Genomic DNA, 21,613 nt, shown 5'->3' with positions numbered 1-21,613 from the left:
CATTGAAAGGTAATCGACTTCAAATGCCCGACAACACTTCGTACCTGGTCGCTCCCTCGTCCGCCTTGTGGCTCCTTGTCCTTGTAGCTGTCGGCATCCTGATCATCGCGCGGGCGACCATGATGTTGCGGGCGAAGAGGAGCAGGAAGCTTGCCGCCGTGACGGTTGAGCCGGCTCGCGGTCCATTGCCGGAATTCGCGAAGAATGGGCAGTCCGCCGCCGCTGCGCTGGTGCAGTGGTCGCCCGAAACGCTGCGTCACATATTGGCGACGGAGCTTCCCGATGCCCAGGTGATCGTCGTGTCAAATCGCGAGCCGTATATCCACAACCGCAAGGGGGAGGACATACAACTGGTCGTACCCGCCAGCGGCCTCGTCTCCGCCCTGGAGCCGATCACCCGGGCCTGTGCAGGCACGTGGATCGCCTATGGCGGTGGGTCGGCCGACACGCTCGTGGTCGACAAAAATGACAGGGTCGAGGTACCGCCCGAAAACCCTTCCTACACGTTGCGTCGTGTCTGGCTGAGCGAAGAAGAACAGCAAGGCTATTATCTCGGCTTTGCCAATGAGGGCCTCTGGCCGCTGTGCCATATCGCCTTCACCCGGCCAATATTCCGCGCCTCCGATTGGGAGTCCTACGAGGCGGTCAACCGCAAATTCGCCGACACCGTTGTCGCGGAAGCCCGCAACGGACGGCCCATAGTGCTGGTCCAGGACTACCATTTCGCGTTGTTGCCGCGGATGATCCGGGAGCGCCTGCCGGAGGCGATCATCATCACCTTCTGGCACATTCCATGGCCGAATTCGGAGGTGTTCAGCATCTGCCCATGGCGCGAGAAGATTCTCGAAGGCCTGCTCGGCAGTTCAATTGTCGGCTTTCACACCCAGTTCCATTGCAACAACTTCATCGACAGCGTCGACCGCTTTCTCGAGAGCAGGATCGAGCGGGAGGATTCGGCCATCTCCTATGGTGGCCAGATCAGCCTGGTTCACGCCTATCCGATTTCGATCGAATGGCCACCGGTGCAACTCGGCAAATTGCCTGACGTGGCGCAATGCCGCCAGCGTGTTCGTGAGAGATTCGGACTGGCTGAAAATATCAGACTGTGCGTGGGCGTTGAACGTCTCGACTACACCAAGGGTATCCTTGATCGCTTCAACGCGCTCGATGAACTGTTGAAACTCCATCCCGAATGGATCGGCAAGGTGGCGTTCCTGCAGATCGCCGCGCCCAGCCGCGGAAGCTTGCCTGCTTATCAGCAGTTGCATGAAGAGTGCCTGCGTCAGGCAGAGGATCTCAACCAACGCTATGGTCGCGAGGGTTATACGCCCGTCGTGATGGTGACGGAACACCACTCACAAGAACAGGTCTACGAGCTCTATCGCGCCGCTGATGTTTGCATGGTCACGAGCCTGCATGACGGCATGAACCTGGTCGCCAAGGAATTTGTCGCGGCGCGTGACGACGAACAGGGTGTCCTGCTGCTCAGTATGTTCGCTGGAGCTTCCAAGGAGTTGCTTGAGGCGCTGATCGTCAATCCCTATGACGCGGCAATGATGGGCGACGTCTTGCTTCAGGCTTTGACCATGTCGCAAGAGGAGCAGCGCCAGCGCATGCAGCGCATGCGTGAGGTCGTTCGCGACAACAATGTCTATCGATGGGCAGGCAGCATGCTGCTCGACGCCGCGCGCTTGCGCAAACGCATTGAAATCGATCGCGCCGTCGGTGCCGCTCCGGTGGCTCCACGTAACGTGATATCGTTGCTCGACCGCAAGCGGGTGGCGGCTCTGTGATGTCGATACTTCCGAACCTGCCCGCGCCTGACGTTCCCCAAGGGCCATGGGCCTTGTTCCTGGACATCGACGGCACGCTTCTTGAACATGCCGCGCATCCTGACGCAGTGGTTGTCAATGACGCGTTGCGCATGCTGTTGGCAAGACTTGAAGCGCAATTGGACGGAGCGTTGGCGTTTATCACGGGACGGTCGATTGCCGCTGTCGACCATCTCTTCCAGCCCCTTCGACTGCGCGCCGCCGGGCTTTATGGTCTCGAGCACAGGCTCGCTCGTGATGGTCCGGTCGAGGCGGCGGGCGAGCCGGCCGACATTGCAGCACTTGCCGGGGAAATCGAGGCGGAACTGGCCAGCGCTGATGTCTATATCGAACGCAAGGGACCGATCCTGGCCATTCATACGCGTGCGGCGCCACACTTGCTTCAGCGTGCGACACAGTTGGTCGAACGGGCGTTGAACAGGTTGCCCCCGGGATATCGGGTGCTGGCTGGCAATGCAGGGGTCGAGCTGATGCCGCTTGAGGCTGCCAAAGGAGCGGCGATCAGGCGCTTCATGGCGGAACCGGCTTTCAGGGAACGATGCCCGGTGTTTCTTGGCGACGATACGTCCGATGAGAACGGGTTCGACGTCATCAACGAAATGGATGGGGTCTCGGTACGTATCAGACCGCGCGCACCGACAGCCGCGCACCATACGCTTGCCAATGTCGACGAGGCACTCGCCTGGCTGGACGCCGTGAGCCGGAGTAATGCGAAGAGACTTACCGCCTGACCATCTCATGAACCGAAGGAGCCGGCAATGACCCAACTCGCAAGCCTCATTCGGGAGATCATGCCTACTTGGCTGCGCCGGCGCCCGCGCCAGAACGCGCAGCAGACCGAGTCAGGGCTCGATCCGTCTCGCCCGGCGAATGCAGATATGGTCTGGCGCAAGATTGTCGAAAAGGATCTCTTTGGCGCCAATACACAGGACTACGCGGAAACTCCAGACGAAGGGACCAAACGCCACTGAAGGACGGCTTCAGTCTTTCCCAAAAACCAGCGAAACATGGCCGCCCGCATGACGTTCGAGCCGGCCGGCGAGATCGAGTTCCAGAAGCACCATGAAAACCTGGGCCGGGTGCAGGCCGGTGTGGCGGATGATTTCGTCGATCGACACCGGCGTCGGGCCGAGCGCCTCGACTACCTCTGTGCGGTCGCTCTCGCCGGGCGGCGGTGTGGCCGAGAAATCGGGCGGGTCCTCAAACGGCGACACGTCAGGTGCCTGCATGCCGGTCAACGGCGCGATTGCCCTGGAAACATCCGATGCTTCGGTGACCAGCGTGGCGCCGTCCTTGAGCAGGCCGTTGGTGCCGGCAGCACGCGGATCGAGCGGGGAGCCCGGCACGGCAAAGACCAGGCGGCCCATTTCGCCGGCAAGCCTGGCGCTGATCAGGGATCCCGACCGCTGCGCCGCCTCGATCACCACCAGCCCAAGGGCGGCACCCGCGACGAGACGATTGCGGCGCGGAAAATCCTGCGCACGCGGCTGCCAGCCGAATGGCATCTCGGAGATGACCGCCCCATGTTCGGCGATTTCCTCGCACAGGCCGGCATTTTCGGGCGGGTAGGGCAGGTCAAGGCCTCCAGCCAGCACACCGATCGTGCCGGTCGACAGGCTGCCCTGATGTGCCGCTGTGTCGATGCCGCGTGCCAGGCCGGAGATGATCCCATATCCATCGCGCCCAAGATCGGCCGCCAGCATGCGCGCCATCTTGATGCCAGCCAGCGATGCGTTGCGCGCGCCGACGATGGCTACGCCCGGCAACCGGAACACGGCGGCATTGCCCTTGACCGCCAGCAGCGGTGGCGGATGGTCCATGCTGCGCAACAGCGGGGGGTAATCGGCCTCACCGATGCCGACAAAGCGTGCACCATTGCGCCGGGCTGCTTCCAGTTCGGCTTCTGCCTCGGCAACGGAAGGGATGCGGACCATCCGGTTGGCGCCCCCGGAAATCATCAGTTCCGGCAGCATTTGAAGCGCGACTTCGGCCGACCCGAAGCGGTTGATCAGGTCCCGGAAGGAAGCAGGGCCGACATTCTGGGTGCGGATCAGCCGCAGCCAGCTCAGCCGCTGCCGGTCGCTGAGGCGCGGCCCGGCGGCTGGATCGCTCACCCCTTGGCTCCGATCTTGCCCTCTGTGCCAGCAAGCAGGCGTGAAATGTTGGCGCGATGCTTGATGAAGACGATGATGCTCATCACCACGAAAACAGCGGCGATCCGCGGTGTGCTCAGGACGTAGAGAGCGATCGGCACGATCACAGCTGCCGTCAGTGCTGCCAGCGAGGAGTAGCGGAAGAGGTATGCCATCGCCAGCCAGGCGACGGCGAAGATCAGCGCCACTTGCCAGGCCAGGCCGATCAGCACGCCGAGATAGGTGGCGATGCCTTTGCCGCCCTTGAAGCCTAGCCAGGCCGGGAAGAGATGGCCGAGAAAGGCGCCAAGGCCGGCCCAGACCGCTGTTTCAGGCGCGAAATGGCCTGCTATCAGCACTGCGGTCGTGCCTTTCAGCGCATCGAGCAGCAAGGTCGCGGCTGCCAGGCCCTTGTTGCCGGTGCGCAGCACGTTGGTGGCGCCGATATTGCCGGAGCCGATATTGCGCACGTCACCAAGACCAGCGGCTCGCGTCAGCAACAGCCCGAAGGGAATCGACCCCAGAAGGTAACCGAATACCAATGCCAGGATCAGGCCGTAAGTCATTGTTTCCCCCGCATTTCCCCAACCGGATCAGGCGCGACGCCCGTTCCCGGTCTATGCCGAGAACACTGTGCGGCCCGCGACCAGCGTTTGCAAGACCTTGCCTTGCAGGCGCGCGCCTTCGAAGCAGGTGTTTTTCGAGCGCGAGCGGATCCCGCTCTCACTGACGATCCAGGGTTCATCGAGGTCGACAAGCGCAAGGTCCGCGATGGCGCCGGGCTTCAGCGTGCCGCCGGGCAATCCGAACAGCCTTGCCGGCGCGGTGGAGAGTGTCTCGATCAGCCGCGGCAATGGCACGTCGCCATTGTGGTAGAGCCGCAAGGCGGCGCCAAGCAACGTCTCCAGCCCGATGGCGCCGGCTGCCGCGTCGGCGAAGGGCAGGCGCTTGGTGTCGACATCCTGCGGATCGTGCGAGGAGACGATGATGTCGATCGTACCGTCCTTTACCGCCTCTATCATTGCCAGTCGATCTTCCTCGGCGCGCAGCGGCGGCGTCAGCCGGAAGAAGGTACGATATTCGCCGACATCGTTTTCATTGAGCGACAAATTGTGGATCGACACGCCCGATGTAACCGTCGCGCCGTCGGCCTTCGCTCGCGCCACCGATCCAACCGCCATAGCCGTCGAGATCTTGGCCGCGTGGTAGGAGCCGCGCGTCAGCCGAGCCAGCGCCAGATCGCGCTCGAGCGGAATGGATTCGGCTTCACGAGGAATACCGGAGAGACCAAGCCAGCTCGCGTAAAGGCCCTCATTCATCACCCCGGACGAGGCAAGATCTGCATCCTGCGTCTCATGCACAATCGTGGCGCCGAAGTCGCGCGCATAGGTCAGCGCGCGGCGCATCATCAGCGCGCTCGATATGGTGTGGCGGCCATCGGTGAAGGCGACGGCGCCTGCTTCGCGCAGCAGGCCGAACTCGGTCATCTCGCGGCCATCAAGGCCCCTGGTGATGGCCGCCGCCGGGAAGATGTTGACCACCGCCGTGTCCTTGGCGGTGCGCAGCACGAACTCGACCAGTGCCACATTGTCGATCACGGGATCGGTATCGGGCATCATGACGATGGAGGTGATGCCACCGGCCGCCGCGGCGACACTTGCCGACGCAATGGTTTCGCGATGCTCGCCGCCGGGTTCGCCGATGAAGACGCGGCCATCGACCAGGCCTGGGATGATCGCCTTGCCGGCACAGTCGATCAGCGCAGCCCCATCGGGCGCGCCCTGGTTCAGCGCCGCCTTGCCGGCGGCAACGATTTTCCTGCCGTCGACAATGACGGAGCCCACTTCGTCCATACCGCGCGAAGGGTCGACGATGCGGGCGCGCTCAAAGACCGTCGTGCTCATGCGCCGCAGCCCTCTTGGTTGCGGCCCTCTTGATTACGACGGGGATCGAGCAGCGCTTCCATCACCGCCATGCGCACGGCGACACCCATTTCCACCTGTTCCTGGATGACGCTTTGCGGGCCGTCGGCGATTTCCGAGGCGATCTCGACGCCACGGTTCATCGGGCCGGGATGCATCACAAGCGCATCGTCCTTGGCGGCCTTCAGTTTCTCGGCGTCGAGGCCGAAATAGCGGAAATATTCGCGGGTCGACGGTACGAAGGCGCCTTCCATCCGCTCACGCTGCAGGCGCAGCATCATCACCACGTCGGCATCCCTGAGGCCTTCGGCCATTGAACGCGACACGATCACGCCCATTCTGTCGATACCGGAGGGCAGAAGCGTCGAAGGCGCGACGACCCGCACCTGTGCGCCGAGCGCGTTGAGCACCATGATGTTGGAGCGCGCCACCCGCGAGTGCAGGATATCGCCGCAGATCGCCACGATCAGCTTCGACAGCGGGCCCTTGGCGCGGCGGATGGTCAACGCGTCGAGCAACGCCTGCGTCGGATGCTCATGCGCGCCGTCGCCGGCATTGACCACCGAGCAGCCGACCTTCTGCGCCAAAAGGGCGGCGGCACCCGCCGACTGGTGGCGGATGATCAATATGTCCGGCCGCATGGCGTTCAGCGTCATGGCGGTGTCGATGAGCGTTTCGCCCTTCTTCACCGAGGAACTCGCCACCGACATGTTCATGACATCGGCGCCGAGCCGCTTGCCGGCCAGCTCGAACGAGGACTGCGTGCGGGTCGAGGCTTCGTAAAAGAGATTGATCTGGGTGCGGCCTCGCAGCGTCGAAGTCTTCTTTTCGGACTGCCGCGAGATCGCGACCGCCCGATCCGCCCTGTCGAGCAACAGTTCGATGTCTCCAGGCGAAAGATCGCTGATGCCCAGAAGATGGCGATGGGGATAGAGTGGCAGGGACGAAGCGTCGGTCATCTCAAGGGGCTGCTATAGGGTGCGGATTTCACGCCCGCAAGCACCCGCTTTGGATTGGTGCCGTTCTCCCCGGTATTTTCGTCGCGCGCCCAGCGATGCTTGGGTTATATCTAGCCGACGGCCTCGGATTCGTGGCCTTTGGCAACAAGGACAGAGCGTGACCGACGACGTAACGAACCAGCCGCCGCCGCTGACGGGCGGCAACGCCTGGCGAGGCGATCCGTTGCTGATCCAGCTTGCCGAGCGCTTTTCCGATCCGGTACGCAAGGACCTCGATGGGCTCGGCCGTTTCGTCTTGACGCAGGAAGCGCAGGAACTGGCGCGCCTGGCCAATGTCGAGACGCCGAAACTCAGGACCCATGATCGCCAGGGACGGCGCATCGACGTGGTCGAATTCCATCCGGCCTACCATGCATTGATGCGGCGCTCGGTGGCGAACGGATTGCATTCTTCGGTCTGGGAAAATGGCGACGCCGAGATCGGCCGCCGCCATCAGGTGAGGGCCGCCCGTTTCTACCTGACCGCGGAGCTCGAGACCGGGCACCTCTGCCCCATCACCATGACCAGCGCCTCGCTGGCGGCGCTGATGGCCAGTCCAAAACTGTTTCGCGAATGGGCGCCGCGCGTAACGACGCGCAAATATGACCAGAGCCAAAAGCCGCCGGTCGAGAAGACCGGGCTGACGCTCGGCATGGGCATGACCGAGAAGCAGGGCGGCACGGATGTGCGCGCCAACGTGACCAGGGCCGAGCGCGTCGGCAGCGGGTTCTACCGCCTGACCGGGCATAAATGGTTCATGTCAGCGCCGATGTCGGACGCCTTCCTGGTGCTGGCGCAGGCGCCGGAGGGGCTGTCATGCTTCCTCGTGCCGCGCGTTCTCGGTGACGGGACGGGCAATGGCTTCCGCTTCCAGCGCCTCAAGGACAAGCTCGGCAACCGCTCCAACGCCTCTTCCGAGGTCGAGTTCGTCAACGCCATCGGCGAGATGGTCGGCGAACCCGGCGCCGGCGTGAAGACGATCATGGACATGGTGACGCTGACGCGGCTCGACTGCGCGGTGGCGTCTTCGGCGATCATGCGGGCGGGGCTGGCCGAGGCGGTTCATCATGTCCGCCATCGCCAGGTGTTCGGCGCCAATCTGATCGAACAGCCGTTGATGCAGCGCGTGCTGGCTGACATGGCGTTGGATGTCGCTGCCGCCACGGCACTGTCGTTCAGGCTGGCGCGTTCCTTCGACGAGGCGGCGAGCGACCGCGGCGAGGCGGCGTTTGCCCGCGCCATGACGCCGGTCGTCAAATACTGGGTGTGCAAGATCGCGCCACCGTTGCTCTACGAGGCGATGGAGTGCCTCGGCGGCAATGGCTATGTCGAGGAAGCGCCGCTCGCCCGCTACTACCGCGAGGCTCCGGTGAACGCTATCTGGGAAGGCTCGGGCAATGTCATGGCGCTCGACGTGCTGCGCGTGCTCGGGCGTGCGCCTGGCCTGTTCGAGGAGGTGCTGGCCGGCATCGACCGTGACCTCGGCGCCGGCGGGCGTGGCACGATCGGTGTGCTGAAGGCGGCGATGCAGGTCGCCGCAACCGACGAGGGCTCGGCCCGACTGCTGACGGAACAACTGGCGCTGTCGGCGGCGGCGGCGGAACTGCGGAGGCTGGGGGCAGGGCGGATTGCCGATGCCTTTGTCGAGACCCGCCTGGCCGGCCAGTGGCGCAACACCTATGGCATGCTCGATTCGCGCCACGACGCCCGCATGATCATCGATACGCTCTATCCGCCGTTGACCTGAACCGAACGCCGTCCAAGGACGGTGCCATCCAGCTTTCGATGATGCAGTCGGCATTCTGATCCGAGGCCGCCGCCGTTAACCTTAACAAATGGTTTCCATTGCGGCGGCGAAGCGCAAAGCCCACTGTCATTCCTGTCGAAGCAGGAATCACGATGCGACATGTATTGACCTCTTTCTTGTCCGTGCACTGGGCGATCGTTTTCGCCCTGTTGGCACTGATCTGCATCGACGGAAACCGTGGTGTGGCGGCGGCTCTAGGCGTGCTCGGCGTGACCATTGGGAGCGCTCGTTTCGTCGATCTGGAGAACGTCGTCGTGGTCGCGCCGCTGGCGATCGCATTGTTGGTCGTGTCGGTGCTGTTCTTCTGGGCCTTTGTCGATACGCTGATCAACGACACGGCCAGCCCGGGCGCGGACAGCGTTGTTCGCATAGCCTTCATCTCGGCTTCCGGCGTGTTGTCGATGATCCTGATCGGCGGCGCAGCTCAAGGCATCAACGGTCTTTTCATGGTGGTGGCCGTGCAACTGGCCGCGCTCCTGGCGTCGTATGTCGCCATGCTCGCCGAGCGGCGCTCGGCAGCGGTGTCGGATGATGCCGATTTCCGCGCCACGGCGCATGGCATGGCGAAGGCGGCGGCCCATAACTCGCTGCTGTCCCTGATCTCGGGCCGGGCCGGGCCGAAGGGAGGCCGCTGATGCGCTACATCTTCGCGATGTGGGCGGGCCCGATGGCGATTTTCTGGGGCTGGTTCTATCTGTCGGCCAACGACATCAATTTCGGCTACGTCATGTTCAGCCGGCAGACGCACGACTTCTTCTTCCAGCTCTACGGTCAGATGCTGGGCATCGACCCGTCGATCATCCCCGGAATGGTGGCGAAGACGTGCATCTTCGACGGGCTTCTGCTGATGGCGCTGTGGGCGTTCCGCCGCCGCCGCGAAATCTGGGGCTGGATCAAGGGGCGGACGGCGGGTCAGGCTCCGTTCGAGCGGCTGCATCGAGTGACTGGAGCCGGTCCAGAACTCCCTGCAGAATAAAGGCCGCCGCGGCCGAATCGATCTTGCCGGCGCGTTTGGCGCGCGAGAAATCCATTTCGATCAGCGTCCTTTCGGCCGCGACCGTCGACAGTCGCTCATCCCAGAACACGAATGGCAGGTCGCTCAATTGCGCCATGTTGCGCACGAAGGCGCGCGATTTCTGTGCGCGCGGGCCTTCGGACCCATCCATGTTGATCGGCAGTCCGATCGCCACCGCGCCGACGTTCTCCTTCTTCAGCAAAGCCAGCAAGGCCGCGGCATCGAGCGAGAATTTCCTCCGATTGATGACCGGACGTGGGTGAGCGAAGGAGAAACCCCGGTCGGAAACCGCGACGCCGATCGTCTTGTCGCCGAGATCGAGCCCTGCCAGCGTCCTGCCATCGGCGAGCCATGCCGGCAATTGCTCAATCGTGATGATAGCCAACGGTTTCCCTCGTCTTTTTCAGCCGCGCGCGCTCTTGCGGATGCAAGGCACACTATACCCTTTGATCTCGGGGCTATCGGCGTTCTATCCTGTGGGCCGGCAAAAATCGAGGAATGCATCCATGAAACTGACCTGGTACGGCCACTCGGCCTTTCGCATCGAAACCGGCGACGCCAAGATCCTCATCGACCCCTATCTGGTCGGCAACCCGTCCTGGACGGGCGGCTGGGAAGGGCCGGCGGAGGGGATCACGCATGTCCTTTTGACGCACGGGCACAGCGACCACATCAGCGGCGCGCTGGAAGTTCTCGGCAAGAGCGGCGCCCAGTTGGTCGCCAATTTCGAGATCTGCATGTATCTCGTCGGGAAGGGCGTCAGCGACAAGAAGATCAATCCCGGCAACATCGGCGGCACGGTCGATTGCGGCGGCTTCACCACCACTTTCGTCCAGGCGCTGCACTCGTCCTCGTTTGGCGAAGAGGGCGGCAAGAACGTCTATCTCGGCAACCCCGGCGGGCTGGTTCTGCATTTCCCGGAAGACAGCACGCTGTATCATATGGGCGATACCGACATCTTTTCCGACATGGCGCTGATCAACGAGTTGCATGAGCCGAAGATCGGCATCGTGCCGGTCGGCGACCGTTTCACCATGGGCGGCGCGGTGGCGGCGCTTGCCTGCCGCCGCTTCTTCAAGTTCGAGACGGTCGTCCCTTGCCACTTCGGCACCTTTCCTATGATCGATCCGACCGCCGAGAAATTCGAGACCGGCCTGGAAGGATCCGGCGTCAAGGTCGCTTTGCCGAAGATCGGCGAGACGATTACGATCTAGAAACAGTCGGCGCGTAATGGCAGCTGGAGATCGTCAGCGGAGGCTTTTTATGTATCGCCATCCTCCGCTGCCGGCTATCCTTGCAGCCGCTCCCTGATGCGCGGCTGACCATCTCGGTCCATCACGATACCGGGTACCGGCAGAGCTAAACGGCTTCGGAGTACGCCGGCCCACGCTTCGCATGATGCATGTTGCGCACCGCGTGCCGCGCCGCTATAGCCCGGACTGGTTTTCCCCGAGGCAAATAGGCAAATACATGTCCGTTGATCTCAAGACAGTGAAGCGCGTCGCGCATCTCGCCCGCATCGCGGTGAGCGAGGAAGATGCCGAACGCATGACCGGCGAATTGAACGCCATACTGGGCTTCGTCGAGCAGCTGAACGAGGTCGATGTTTCCGGTGTCGAACCGATGACCTCGGTGACACCGATGGAGATGAAGAAGCGCAGGGATGTCGTCACCGACGGCAACAAGGCGGCCGACATCGTCGCCAACGCACCGGCGGCCGAAGAAAACTTCTTCCTCGTGCCGAAGGTCGTGGAGTAACGCGCCGATGGCAATCGAGATCGCCATCGAGACGCCGTTGCAGGACGACGTGCGCGGCCTGGTCAGGGAACTCAACGAAACCCTGCTCGAATTGACGCCGCCGGAGCATTGCTACCACCTGACGGTCGAGCAGATGGCAGGCCAGGACACGACCGTTTTCATCGCCCGCGATAGGGGCGTCGCCATTGGTTGCGGTGCGCTGAAACGCCATGGTGACGGCATTGGTGAAGTCAAGCGCATGTATACGCGGCCTTCGCATCGCGGCCAGAAGATCGGCGCCAGGATCGTCGAGCGGGTCGAGGCGCTGGCGCGCGATGAAGGGCTGAAGCGGCTGGTGCTGGAGACGGGCGACCGCCATCCCGCCGCATGGACCGTGTACGAGCGTGCCGGGTTTTCGCGCTGCGGCCCGGTGCTGGATTATCCCGATTCCGAGTGGTCGGTGTTTTACGAAAAGAGCCTTTGATGAGCGACCTGACCCGACTGACGATTTCGCAGGCCCGCGCCAAACTGCGCGGCAAGGAAATCACCGCGACCGAGATCACCGAGGCTTATCTCTCCGCGATCGATCGCGCCAATCCGGCGCTCAATGCCTATGTCGCGGTCACCGGCGACAAGGCGCGCGACATGGCCAAGGCGTCCGATGCCAGGCTGGTCAAGGGCGAGGGCGGAGCGCTGGAAGGCATTCCGTTGGGGATCAAGGACCTGTTCGGCACCAAGGGTGTCCACACCCAGGCCTGCAGCCACGTGCTCGACGGCTTCAAGCCGCGCTACGAATCGACCGTCACGGCAAATCTTTGGGCCGACGGCGCGGTGATGCTCGGCAAGCTCAACATGGATGAGTTCGCCATGGGCTCGTCCAACGAGACCTCCTATTATGGCCCGGTCATCAATCCGTGGCGGCGTTCGCGCCTCGACACGGTGGTGATGCCGACGACGCATCAGGGCGATGGCGGTTTCGTATCGGCCGGTGGCACGAAAACCCAGCGCAGCCTGGACAATACGCAGCTGGTGCCGGGCGGTTCTTCCGGCGGTTCGGCGACCGCCGTCTCTGCCTTCCTGTGTGCCGGCGCCACGGCGACGGATACCGGCGGCTCGATCCGCCAGCCGGCCGCCTTCACCGGTACGGTCGGCATCAAGCCGACCTATGGCCGCTGCTCGCGCTGGGGCATCGTCGCCTTCGCTTCTTCGCTCGACCAGGCCGGCCCGATCGCCCGTGACGTGCGCGACGCCGCGATCCTGCTCAAGTCGATGGCCTCCGTCGATCCAAAGGACACCACTTCCGTCGACCGGCCGGTGCCGGACTACGAGGCGGCGATCGGCAAGCCGATCAAGGGCATGAAGGTCGGCATCCCCAAGGAATATCGCGTCGATGGCATGCCCGAAGAAATCGAGGCGCTGTGGCAGAAGGGCATTGCCTGGCTTAAAGAGGCCGGCGCCGAGATCGTCGACATTTCCCTGCCGCATACCAAATATGCGCTGCCGGCTTACTATATCGTGGCGCCCGCAGAGGCGTCGTCCAACCTGGCGCGCTATGACGGCGTCCGCTATGGGCTGCGCGTGCCGGGCAAGGACATCGTCGAAATGTATGAGAAGACCCGCGCCGCGGGCTTCGGCCGCGAGGTCAAGCGCCGCATCATGATCGGCACTTATGTGCTCTCGGCAGGCTATTACGACGCTTACTATCTGCAGGCGCAGAAGGTGCGCAACCTGATCAAGCGCGACTTCGAAAACGTCTTCGCCGCCGGTGTCGATGTCATCCTGACGCCTGCGACACCGTCCGCCGCCTTCGGCATCGCCGACGAGGATATGGCATCCGATCCGGTCAAGATGTATCTCAACGACATTTTCACGGTCACCGTGAACATGGCCGGCCTGCCGGGCATCGCCGTGCCCGCCGGTCTCGACCCCAAGGGGCTGCCGCTCGGCCTGCAGCTGATCGGCAGGCCGTTCGAGGAAGAAACGCTGTTCCAGACGGCGGCTGTCATCGAACAGGCGGCCGGCACATTCCAGCCGGAGAAGTGGTGGTAAGGGTATCGCTCGACTAGCGCATGGCCCCGAATACCGGAATCGATTTCGGAAAGGATCATGCGCAGAATCAAAGTTTTACAGCGTCCTTTGCGCGTCCAGGCACGCGCGGCGCTGTGATGAGGTGAGCGATGTTCTTCTATCTTTCCAAGATATTCTGGTTCTTCATTCAGCCGCTCAACCTTGCCATCTTGCTACTGCTGGCAGGCTTGCTGGCAGCGCTTTTCGACCACCGGCGGCTTACGGGCACCAGCAGCGTGCTCGCCTTCCTGATCCTCGCCCTGTCGGCCTGGACCTCGCTTGGCGCCATGATGCTCAATCCGCTGGAGGAACGCTTTCCACGGCCGCCGCTACCGGAGAAGGTGGACGGCATCGTCGTGCTCGGCGGCGGCTTCGAGGGCGCCATCAACCTCGTGCGCGGTGGCTACGAATTGAGCACCAGCGGCGATCGCATGGTCGAGACCGCGATCCTGGCCCGGCGCTTCCCGCAGGCCAAAGTGGTTATATCAGGCGGAAACGGCTCGCTTTTCCTTGATGGCGAGGGCGACGCCGACACCGCGCCCCGCCTGCTCGGCCCGCTGGGTGTCTCGGCTGATCGCCTCGTCCTCGAGGACAAGTCCCGCAACACTTATGAAAATGCGGTCTTCAGCCGCAAACTGGTCGATCCGAAGCCGGGCGAGACCTGGCTGCTGGTGACCTCCGCCTTCCACATGCCCCGGGCCAAGGCATTGTTCGACAAAGCCGGTTTTCCAACCATCCCATGGCCGGTCGACTATCGCACCTCTGGCAAAGAGGGCGTCGGCCTGTTTCGCGACAACGCCGCCGATTCCTTGCAGAACACGACCATGGCGATCCGCGAATGGATCGGGCTTTTCGCCTATTGGCTTTCCGGCCGTATCGATCAGCCCTTTCCGGCGCCGGGCGGCTGACCAATGACGGCGCGCCGCCGAGAAGAACTGGCGCCGCACGAGCACGGCCAGCAGCAGAAGCGTCGACAGCACGAACACCACGGGATCGACGAACCAGCCGAGATAGCCGATCGAGAAGAACACGCCGCGCAGGCCCGAGTTGAAATGCTTGCCGGCCAGCATGTTCATCTGCGTCGCGCGCCAGACAGCCGTTTCGGTGACCGGGTTGCGCGAGGCTTCGCCATGCGGGATCGGCACGGCGCCTATCAGGATCGAGCAATAGTTGAACAGCCGGTAGGCCCAGCCGAATTTGAAGAAGGAAAAAGCCAGGATCAGTACCAGCCCGAGCACCTTGATCTGAAAGGCCGAGCGTGACGGCGCGCTGCCGAGCGGCAGGTTGCTTAGCACTTCAAGAACCCGGTCGGAGGCGCCGAGCAAGGCAAAGCAGCCGCCGAGCGCGATCAGCGAACTGGAGGCGAAGAAGGCGGTTCCCTGCTGCAGGCCGCTCATGATGGCAGTGTCGACGATGCGGATCTCGCGCTCGGCCATGGTGCGCATCCAGGCTTCGCGCTGCGCATTCATCGCCGTCGTCAGTGACATGCGGCTGACCAACCTGCCGTCGGAAGCAAGCGTGTGCAGCACCCAGGCCAGGAGGAAAAAGCCGAGCGCCGCGAGGTCTGCCGTCGACAGGTAGGAGGAATCGTCCATGCTTTCTTGTACCTGCTTTGGTTGGCTCAGGTCAGCAAGGGTTCGGTGGCTTCCATCTCCAAGGCCTTGATGACTTTGTCGGTGCTGGTGACCCATCCCAAGGCGTTCTCGAAATTCCACAATGTCGATTGGCGATTGAAATCCGGGCCCGAATGGTTGATCGCGTCCTCGACCAGGATAGGCCAGAACTCCAGCATGTAGGCGTCGCGCGCGGTTGCATCGACGCAGATGTTGGTGGCGACCCCTGTGAAGAGGAGATAGCGGATTTTACGGGCACGCAGGTATGTTTCCAGGCCGGTGTTGCAAAAACCGCTGTAGCGCGATTTGCGAATAACCTCGTCGCCCGGCTCGGGCTTCAGGGCGTCGACGATCCGCCAATCCCAGCTGCCGTCGATCAACAGTCTGCCGCGAAGCTCCGGGCGCTCGCGCATCAGCACCATGCCCAATTCCTTCTGGTAGTTCGGCGAGGAAGGGTCTCCCGCGTCGCTGAGGTCGGGTTTGTAAGACATCTGGAGGTAGACCACCGTCACGCCGCATTTGCGGGCGGCCGCGAGCAGGCGCCTGTTGGCGTCGATGGCCGGGGCCGCGCCCGATATGTCGATGCCAGCCAGGTCGAACATGCCGCCCTCCGAGGCAAAGGCGTTCTGCATGTCCACGACGACGACCGCTGTCCGGGCGGGATCGATATGCACCGGTTTCGGCCTGGCATCCAACACAAGCATCAAATCCCCCTGGGCAACCGCAAAAATCGCATCGATGCGCGACGTGCAGAATAGCCGCGCCCTGATTCTCCCGCAATCAATGTCGCTGCCGGAGCAAACAAGGTCGGCAGATGCTGCGCCGCGATTGCCAAAAGAGCGGAAACATCCCGACACAATTCCTATATGTAGTCCTCGACGTGACTCAGGAGACAGCGTGTTCCTTTCGGTTTTCGACCTGTTCAAGATCGGCATCGGCCCCTCCAGTTCGCATACGATGGGGCCGATGACGGCCGCGCGGCGGTTTCTCGACGAGGTCGCGGGAGATGACTGGCCTCGGCCCGCCGGCGCCAAAATTGCCCGCATCGGCGCCAGCCTGCATGGCTCGCTCGCCTATACCGGCATCGGCCATGGCAGCGACCGCGCTGTCATCCTTGGCCTCGCCGGCCAGACCCCGCAAACGGTCGACCCCGACCAGGCCGATGAAATCGTCAGCCGGATCACCGCCGACAAGCTGATCTCACCGCCCGGCCATCCCTCCTACCGTTTCGACCCGGCCACCGATCTGGTGCTCGACCGCAAGACGCCGCTTACCGGGCACGCCAACGGCATGGCGTTCTATGCCTACGATGCCGGCGGCCGCCTGCTGCTCAAGCGCATTTACTATTCGATCGGCGGCGGCTTCGTGGTCTCGGAAGAAGAGTTGCAGCGGATGAGGGCCAAGGGGTCGGTGCCGGCAGAAGGCAAGAAAGTGCCGTATCCCTTCAAGAATGCGGTCGAAATGCTGAAGATGGCGGCCAGGAGCGGCCTCTCCATTGCCGACATGAAGCGCGTCAACGAGGAAACGCAGATGTCGCGCGAAGAGCTCGACGCCGGTCTCGACGCCATCTGGAATGCCATGAAGAGCTGCATCGACCGTGGTCTGTCGCAGGACGGCGTCATGCCGGGCGGGCTGAAGGTGCGGCGCCGCGCCCGGCAGCTCCACGACAAGCTGCAGGAGCAGTGGCAGCAGAACCGGCCGAATCCCTTGCTCGCCAATGACTGGCTGTCGATTTACGCTATGGCCGTGAACGAGGAGAATGCCGCCGGCGGCCGCGTTGTCACCGCCCCCACCAATGGGGCCGCGGGCACGCTGCCGGCAGTGCTGCGCTACTGGCTGCATTTTCATCCCGAGGCCGACCAGCCGAGCATCCGCGACTTCCTGCTGACGGCTGCCGCTGTCGGCGGCATCATCAAATCCAATGCGTCGATCTCCGGCGCCGAGGTCGGCTGCCAGGGCGAGGTGGGCTCCGCCTCGGCAATGGCCGCGGCGGGCCTGTGCGCCGTCATGGGCGGCACGCCCGAGCAGGTCGAGAACGCCGCCGAGATCGCTCTCGAACACCATCTCGGCATGACCTGCGATCCGGTCGGCGGGCTGGTGCAGGTGCCGTGCATCGAGCGCAACGCGCTTGGCGCCGTCAAGGCGGTGACGGCGGCATCCCTGGCGATCAAGGGCGACGGCGTCCATTTCGTGCCACTCGACGCAGCGATCGAGACCATGCGCCAGACCGGCCTCGACATGAACGAGAAGTACAAGGAAACCAGCCTTGGCGGCCTGGCTGTCAATGTCGTGGAGTGCTGAGCAGGCGTCTGGCACTGTGGAGAACTTGTTCAGGCCGTTGACGCGTTGGTGCGCCGGATTAAATCTTCGGGAATGGCTCTCAATCTCCTGAAACTATGCGTCGGCTGCGACAGCGTCGAGGATCTCGAGGAATGGATTGCATTCCGCCTCGACGAACGGCGCCGGGCCGGCGAAGCGGCCGAACACTGGCACACGACCCGCATGGTGCCGACGCGCGGCGCCGAGATCACCGACGGCGGCTCGCTCTATTGGGTAATCAAGGGCAGCGTCCAATGCCGTCAGCTGATCACGGAGATCCGACCTTTTACCGACGATGAGGGCATCGGCCGCTGTCACCTGGTTCTCGACCAGCAAGTCGTGCGCACCGACTGGCAGCCGCGCCGGGCATTCCAGGGGTGGCGCTATCTGAAGCCATCGGACGCACCGGCCGATCTCGGCAAAGGCAAGGCAGGTTTGGTCGAGATGCCGCCGAAACTCCGGCGCGAGCTTGCCGACCTGGGCTTGCTATAGCTCATCGAGCCGAAGCGTTGCCCGTCGCTGTCGCGGGCTGGTTTCTGGCCCTCTATCTTGCTTCGCACTGGACTTGCAAGCGGCGCGACAACGCCACATCTTGAAATTCATGCGCGATGAAACTGTCGAAGTCGACGAAGGCTGCGGCGTTGGCGGACCCGGTTCGTATCGCGGCCCTATTCTTGTCCGCGGGAAGGCCATGATTCCGGCGCAGAAAAAGTGTTGAAGGACATCACGCGGTTGTCCAGGCGGACAGGGCACCTGCGGGGCAGTGGGAAATGTTAGGCGCAATTATCGTTCTGGTCGCATTGCTGCTGGTGCTGCTGGGCATAGCCTCGGCTTTCCTCCAGGCCAATCCGGCCCGGCTCGCAACCGGGATGAAAACAGTTGGGCCGATCCTGCTGGCACTGGTTGGTGGCGCGGTGCTCCTGGTCGGACGTCAAGGGATCGGCGGTATCATCCTGTTCGCGTCGATCGCCTGGTACGGCGCCACGCGCGCGAGCCGGCCAAATGCCAATCTGGCGCCTGGGAAACGCTCGATGGTGCGGACGGCAGCCCTCGAGATGGAGCTCGACCACAATACGGGTGGCCTAGAAGGACTGGTTCTGGCCGGCCGCCACGACGGCAAGATGCTTGGCGCGATGGGTCTTTCGGAATTGCAGCATCTCTACCGCGAACTCTCCGGCGATGCGGAGAGCCGCCAGCTGCTAGAGACGTATCTTGACGGCAGATTTCCCGTCTGGCGCAAAAACACTGAGACGAACGGTGGCGAAGGGCTGGGTGTTGCGCCAGGTCCGGGCGCCATGACTAAGGAGGAGGCCTACAAGGTCCTTGGTCTTGAAGCGGGGGCCGCCGCGGCGGATGTCCGCAAGGCGCACCGCCGCCTGATGCAGCGCCTGCACCCCGATGTCGGCGGCACGTCTTTCCTGGCGGCGCGGATTAACGAAGCCAAGGACGTCTTGCTCTCCAATCACAACTAGTTCTCCTTCGACGCAGAAATTTTCCGGGAGATATCTCGCCGCCTTACTGCTGGACGGCGTAGCAGGCGATCTTCTTCTTCTTCAAAGCGGTGCAGGCCTTCCAGGCGGCATCCTTCGAGTCGAAACCGCCGAAACGGGCGCGGTAGTAGGTCTCGCCGTCCTTGTCGAAGGCGACGGTGAAGCCGGAAGCATCGGCCAGCACCTTGGGCGCTTGCTTGGTGGTCTTGTCGAGGAATGCCTGGGCTTCGGACTGTTTCGGCGAAGAGGCGACCTGGATCGCCCAGCCTGACGGTACCGACGCGGTGCTGACCGGATCGACGGCAGGGGCCGGCTCGGCATAGGCGGCCACGACCTGTGCCGTGGCGACCTTCGGGCTGGAGACGATGACCGTCTTCACCTTCTTTGCCGGGACGACGAGTTTGGGAGTCTCGGCCTCGGCAGCGCTGTCGGCATTGTCTTCATCCTGGGCGACCGTCACGTCCTCGGCAGCGGCGTCATCCGCGCTGGCCACCGCCACCGGTTTGTCGTCCGGGGTCGGGGCGTCGTGCTTGGGCAGGAGGACTTTGGCAATTGCCTTGACCGGGTTGCTGTCGGCCTTGGCAACCAGATCACCATCGCCACGGGTCGAGGCCCTCGGCATATAGGCATGGATCAGGCTCGCCATCTGGTTGTCACGGCTGCCGCCCGAGGTGCCGCCCATCACAACGGCGACAAGGCGGCGGTTGCCGTCGGACACTGACGAGACGAGATTGAAGCCGGAGGCGCGGGTATAGCCGGTCTTGATGCCGTCGACGCCCTTGATGCGTCCAAGCAGACGGTTGTGACCGTTGATGCGCTGGCGGCCGTAGAGAAAAGATCGCTGCGAGAAATAGCCGTAATATTGCGGGAAATGCTCCCGGAGCGCGATGCCGAGCGTGGCCATGTCGCGCGCCGTAGTGAACTGACCCGGGTCGGGCAGGCCGTTGGCGTTGCGGAAGACGGTGCCATTCATGCCGAGCTGACGCGCCTTGGCGGTCATCATGCGGGCGAAATTGGTTTCGTTGCCGCCCAACATTTCGCCGAGTGCTGTCGCCGAGTCGTTGGCCGACTTGGTGACTATCGACAGGATGGCGGTCTCGACCGTGACCGAACCGCCCGGCTTCACACCGAGCTTCGTCGGCGCCTCCGCGGATGCCTTGGCGGAAAACACGACTGGCGAGTTCTTGCCGATCTTGCCCGCCGCCATCGCTTCGAAGGTCAGATAAAGCGTCATCATCTTGGTGAGCGAGGCCGGGTAGCGGCGGCCGTTGGCATCGGCTGAATAGAGCACCTTGCCGGTCTTGGCGTCGACCACGATGGCGGACGACCTCGCCGCCAAGGACGAGGCGGCGCCGGCAACGACAAACGTCATCGCCATGGCGATGATCATGATCGTTTTGAGGGGAGAGGTGGATTTGGAAACGATGCCCGACAACGCCTGACGCACTGGTAGTTCCTTTGAATTCTCGTTGCTTTGGAGGCGGCAAAGGGATCCTGCCTCACTTCCGGCCAAGCTACCGGGGCAGCGTTACCAATCCGTTTATGGTAACCGCCGCGTTCACCATTTTCTTCGGGCTTGAAGCTCTCTTTATTCGAATCTTAGCCATTGACGTTCGGGCGGTGCCTCCAGCGGGCGAAATGTTGACTTTTTGTGCAGCGCACAATATATAACGTGCATTGCACAAAACGCCGCCCGGGCAGGGCGCGTCCTATGAACAGGCAACCGTCAAGGGAATCAGGAAATGACCCAGACCTACGAAGATTTCAGCAAATACGGCAAAGAGTTTGCCGACACCGGATTGAAGAGCTTCGCTTCGCTGTCGAAGGGCGCTCAGGCGATCGCCACCGAGGCCGGTGAATACACCAAGAAGAGCTTCGAAGCCGGCAGCGCCGCCTTCGAGAAGCTGTTCTCGGCCAAGTCGCTGGACAAGGCGATCGAGATCCAGTCCGACTACGCCAAGCAGTCCTACGAGGCATTCGTTGCCGAGGCCACCAAGATTGGCGACCTCTATGCCGAACTCGCCAAGGAAGCCTACAAGCCGTTCGAATCGATCGTTGCCAAGGCGAAGTAATTTTCGCCTGACAGTCTAACTCCGGCCCTTTGGGCCTGGGACAAACCCGGTCGCGGAAACGCGGCCGGGTTTTTTCATGTCAATTTCCGGTCCAGGGCCGCGTCACGCTTCACGATTGCGAAAATCCGCCAAGTTTGGTCACCTAGCCATATTGTCAGCTAACCAGAAGGGCTTAAAATCGTCCATCGAACACCTACATGTTGAACTCGCATGAGGATTCGAAGAGGCAGGATTACGTGACGATCGGTTTGACTGCCACGAAACAAGTGGCGCGGATGCAAAACGGCGGCGGCGACGGCAATGAGGCCGGCCGCGGGACGGCCGTCATCACGCGCACCAAAACCAAGACCAAGAAGCCCAGCCTCTACCGGGTCCTCATCCTCAACGACGACTACACTCCGATGGAGTTCGTGGTTCACGTGCTGGAGCGTTTTTTCCAGAAGGACCGCGAAGCCGCCACACGCATCATGCTTCATGTTCACAATCATGGAGTGGGCGAGTGCGGGGTCTATACATTCGAGGTGGCCGAGACCAAAGTGTCTCAGGTCATGGATTTCGCCCGACAGAATCAGCATCCGCTGCAATGCGTGATGGAGAAGAAGTGAGGTA

23 protein-coding genes and 1 pseudogene are annotated in these 21,613 nt (G+C 62.9%); 16 read left to right on the top strand and 8 right to left on the bottom strand.

Annotation, left to right across the window (positions count from 1 at the left end; all coding sequences use genetic code 11):
• The first annotated feature begins 23 nt into the window (after positions 1–23).
• The 3 genes from FJ938_RS08960 to FJ938_RS08950 are packed head-to-tail and all read left to right on the top strand — an operon-like array spanning position 24 to position 2,803.
• Positions 24–1,793: a trehalose-6-phosphate synthase gene (locus FJ938_RS08960; RefSeq protein WP_140692929.1), complete on the top strand. Its 1,770-nt coding sequence runs from the start codon at positions 24–26 to the stop codon at positions 1,791–1,793.
• Entirely contained in the window at positions 1,793–2,563 is a 771-nt protein-coding gene (gene otsB, locus FJ938_RS08955; RefSeq protein WP_140692926.1) for a trehalose-phosphatase, read from the top strand. Before FJ938_RS08960 ends, otsB begins: the two co-directional genes overlap by 1 nt.
• Before the next feature lie 27 nt (positions 2,564–2,590).
• The gene (locus FJ938_RS08950) at positions 2,591–2,803 is read left to right on the top strand and encodes a hypothetical protein (RefSeq protein WP_140692923.1); all 213 of its coding nucleotides are present in this window, start codon (positions 2,591–2,593) and stop codon (positions 2,801–2,803) included.
• A 9-nt stretch (positions 2,804–2,812) separates the two neighbouring features.
• Here the strand turns inward: FJ938_RS08950 and dprA are convergent, their stop codons facing one another.
• From dprA to FJ938_RS08930, 4 genes are read right to left on the bottom strand one after another with little or no spacing between them, the layout of a single operon-like run.
• Complete coding sequence (gene dprA, locus FJ938_RS08945) at positions 2,813–3,946, bottom strand: DNA-processing protein DprA (protein ID WP_140692920.1); 1,134 nt, start codon at positions 3,944–3,946, stop codon at positions 2,813–2,815.
• A complete protein-coding gene (plsY, locus tag FJ938_RS08940; RefSeq protein WP_140692917.1) occupies positions 3,943–4,530 on the bottom strand; it encodes a glycerol-3-phosphate 1-O-acyltransferase PlsY in 588 nt (195 codons plus the stop codon). The genes dprA and plsY overlap by 4 nt, the downstream gene beginning before the upstream one ends.
• Before the next feature lie 51 nt (positions 4,531–4,581).
• Entirely contained in the window at positions 4,582–5,868 is a 1,287-nt protein-coding gene (locus FJ938_RS08935) for a dihydroorotase (protein ID WP_140607015.1), read from the bottom strand.
• Positions 5,865–6,845, bottom strand: coding sequence for an aspartate carbamoyltransferase catalytic subunit (locus FJ938_RS08930; RefSeq protein WP_140692914.1), 981 nt, complete (start codon positions 6,843–6,845; stop codon positions 5,865–5,867). The genes FJ938_RS08935 and FJ938_RS08930 overlap by 4 nt, the downstream gene beginning before the upstream one ends.
• A gap of 157 nt (positions 6,846–7,002) precedes the next feature.
• Here FJ938_RS08930 and FJ938_RS08925 point away from each other — a divergent pair, with 157 nt between their 5' ends.
• From FJ938_RS08925 to FJ938_RS08915, 3 genes are all read left to right on the top strand, one after another.
• Complete coding sequence (locus FJ938_RS08925; protein ID WP_140692911.1) at positions 7,003–8,631, top strand: DNA alkylation response protein; 1,629 nt, start codon at positions 7,003–7,005, stop codon at positions 8,629–8,631.
• Between the two features lie 152 nt (positions 8,632–8,783).
• Positions 8,784–9,326, top strand: a complete 543-nt coding sequence (locus tag FJ938_RS08920) for a hypothetical protein (RefSeq protein WP_140693050.1) — start codon at positions 8,784–8,786, stop codon at positions 9,324–9,326.
• The gene (locus FJ938_RS08915) at positions 9,326–9,667 is read left to right on the top strand and encodes a DUF6105 family protein (RefSeq protein ID WP_140692908.1); all 342 of its coding nucleotides are present in this window, start codon (positions 9,326–9,328) and stop codon (positions 9,665–9,667) included. Before FJ938_RS08920 ends, FJ938_RS08915 begins: the two co-directional genes overlap by 1 nt.
• Here the strand turns inward: FJ938_RS08915 and ruvX are convergent.
• Positions 9,585–10,091 carry a Holliday junction resolvase RuvX gene (gene ruvX / locus FJ938_RS08910; protein ID WP_140692905.1) on the bottom strand — a complete coding sequence of 169 codons (507 nt, stop codon included), beginning with the start codon at positions 10,089–10,091 and terminating at the stop codon, positions 9,585–9,587. The genes FJ938_RS08915 and ruvX overlap by 83 nt on opposite strands.
• A 121-nt stretch (positions 10,092–10,212) precedes the next feature.
• On the opposite strand from ruvX, the gene FJ938_RS08905 reads away from it, so the two are divergent.
• The 5 genes from FJ938_RS08905 (at position 10,213) to FJ938_RS08885 (ending at position 14,418) form a co-directional block, all read left to right on the top strand.
• A complete protein-coding gene (locus FJ938_RS08905) occupies positions 10,213–10,920 on the top strand; it encodes a metal-dependent hydrolase (RefSeq protein ID WP_140692902.1) in 708 nt (235 codons plus the stop codon).
• Between the two features lie 256 nt (positions 10,921–11,176).
• Positions 11,177–11,464 (top strand): Asp-tRNA(Asn)/Glu-tRNA(Gln) amidotransferase subunit GatC, encoded by a 288-nt coding sequence (gatC, locus tag FJ938_RS08900; RefSeq protein WP_140607009.1) that lies wholly within the window; start codon positions 11,177–11,179, stop codon positions 11,462–11,464.
• A 7-nt stretch (positions 11,465–11,471) separates the two neighbouring features.
• Positions 11,472–11,927, top strand: coding sequence for a GNAT family N-acetyltransferase (locus FJ938_RS08895; protein WP_140607008.1), 456 nt, complete (start codon positions 11,472–11,474; stop codon positions 11,925–11,927).
• A complete protein-coding gene (locus FJ938_RS08890) occupies positions 11,927–13,492 on the top strand; it encodes an amidase family protein (protein WP_140692900.1) in 1,566 nt (521 codons plus the stop codon). Before FJ938_RS08895 ends, FJ938_RS08890 begins: the two co-directional genes overlap by 1 nt.
• 128 nt (positions 13,493–13,620) lie before the next feature.
• Positions 13,621–14,418, top strand: a complete 798-nt coding sequence (locus tag FJ938_RS08885; protein WP_140692897.1) for a YdcF family protein — start codon at positions 13,621–13,623, stop codon at positions 14,416–14,418.
• On the opposite strand, the pseudogene FJ938_RS08880 reads toward FJ938_RS08885, so the two are convergent.
• Both FJ938_RS08880 and FJ938_RS08875 read right to left on the bottom strand, forming a co-directional pair.
• Positions 14,391–15,105 (bottom strand): annotated as a pseudogene (locus FJ938_RS08880) (DUF599 domain-containing protein). The gene FJ938_RS08885 and the pseudogene FJ938_RS08880 sit on opposite strands and share 28 nt — an antisense overlap.
• Positions 15,106–15,131: 26 nt before the next feature.
• A complete protein-coding gene (locus tag FJ938_RS08875) occupies positions 15,132–15,827 on the bottom strand; it encodes a cysteine hydrolase (protein ID WP_140692895.1) in 696 nt (231 codons plus the stop codon).
• A gap of 193 nt (positions 15,828–16,020) precedes the next feature.
• Here FJ938_RS08875 and FJ938_RS08870 point away from each other — a divergent pair, with 193 nt between their 5' ends.
• The 3 genes from FJ938_RS08870 to FJ938_RS08860 all read left to right on the top strand — a co-directional run bounded on the left by FJ938_RS08870 (position 16,021) and on the right by FJ938_RS08860 (position 18,914).
• A complete protein-coding gene (locus FJ938_RS08870) occupies positions 16,021–17,424 on the top strand; it encodes an L-serine ammonia-lyase (RefSeq protein WP_140692893.1) in 1,404 nt (467 codons plus the stop codon).
• 72 nt (positions 17,425–17,496) lie between these two features.
• Positions 17,497–17,934 carry a DUF1489 family protein gene (locus FJ938_RS08865; RefSeq protein WP_140692890.1) on the top strand — a complete coding sequence of 146 codons (438 nt, stop codon included), beginning with the start codon at positions 17,497–17,499 and terminating at the stop codon, positions 17,932–17,934.
• A 278-nt stretch (positions 17,935–18,212) separates the two neighbouring features.
• Positions 18,213–18,914 (top strand): DnaJ domain-containing protein, encoded by a 702-nt coding sequence (locus tag FJ938_RS08860; RefSeq protein WP_140692888.1) that lies wholly within the window; start codon positions 18,213–18,215, stop codon positions 18,912–18,914.
• A gap of 43 nt (positions 18,915–18,957) precedes the next feature.
• On the opposite strand, the gene FJ938_RS08855 is transcribed toward FJ938_RS08860, so the two are convergent.
• Positions 18,958–20,379, bottom strand: a complete 1,422-nt coding sequence (locus FJ938_RS08855; protein ID WP_140692886.1) for a D-alanyl-D-alanine carboxypeptidase — start codon at positions 20,377–20,379, stop codon at positions 18,958–18,960.
• 295 nt (positions 20,380–20,674) lie between these two features.
• Between FJ938_RS08855 and FJ938_RS08850 the strand changes: the two genes are divergently transcribed.
• Positions 20,675–21,004: a phasin family protein gene (locus tag FJ938_RS08850; protein ID WP_095774324.1), complete on the top strand. Its 330-nt coding sequence runs from the start codon at positions 20,675–20,677 to the stop codon at positions 21,002–21,004.
• A 275-nt stretch (positions 21,005–21,279) separates the two neighbouring features.
• A complete protein-coding gene (clpS, locus tag FJ938_RS08845; RefSeq protein ID WP_010909565.1) occupies positions 21,280–21,609 on the top strand; it encodes an ATP-dependent Clp protease adapter ClpS in 330 nt (109 codons plus the stop codon).
• Positions 21,610–21,613 lie beyond the last annotated feature (4 nt).

The organism is Mesorhizobium sp. B2-4-14, assembly GCF_006442155.1.
Taxonomy (GTDB): Bacteria; Pseudomonadota; Alphaproteobacteria; order Rhizobiales; family Rhizobiaceae; genus Mesorhizobium.
The sequence above is the reverse complement of the archived record's forward strand: the minus strand, read 5'-3'. Positions and strand labels throughout refer to the sequence as shown.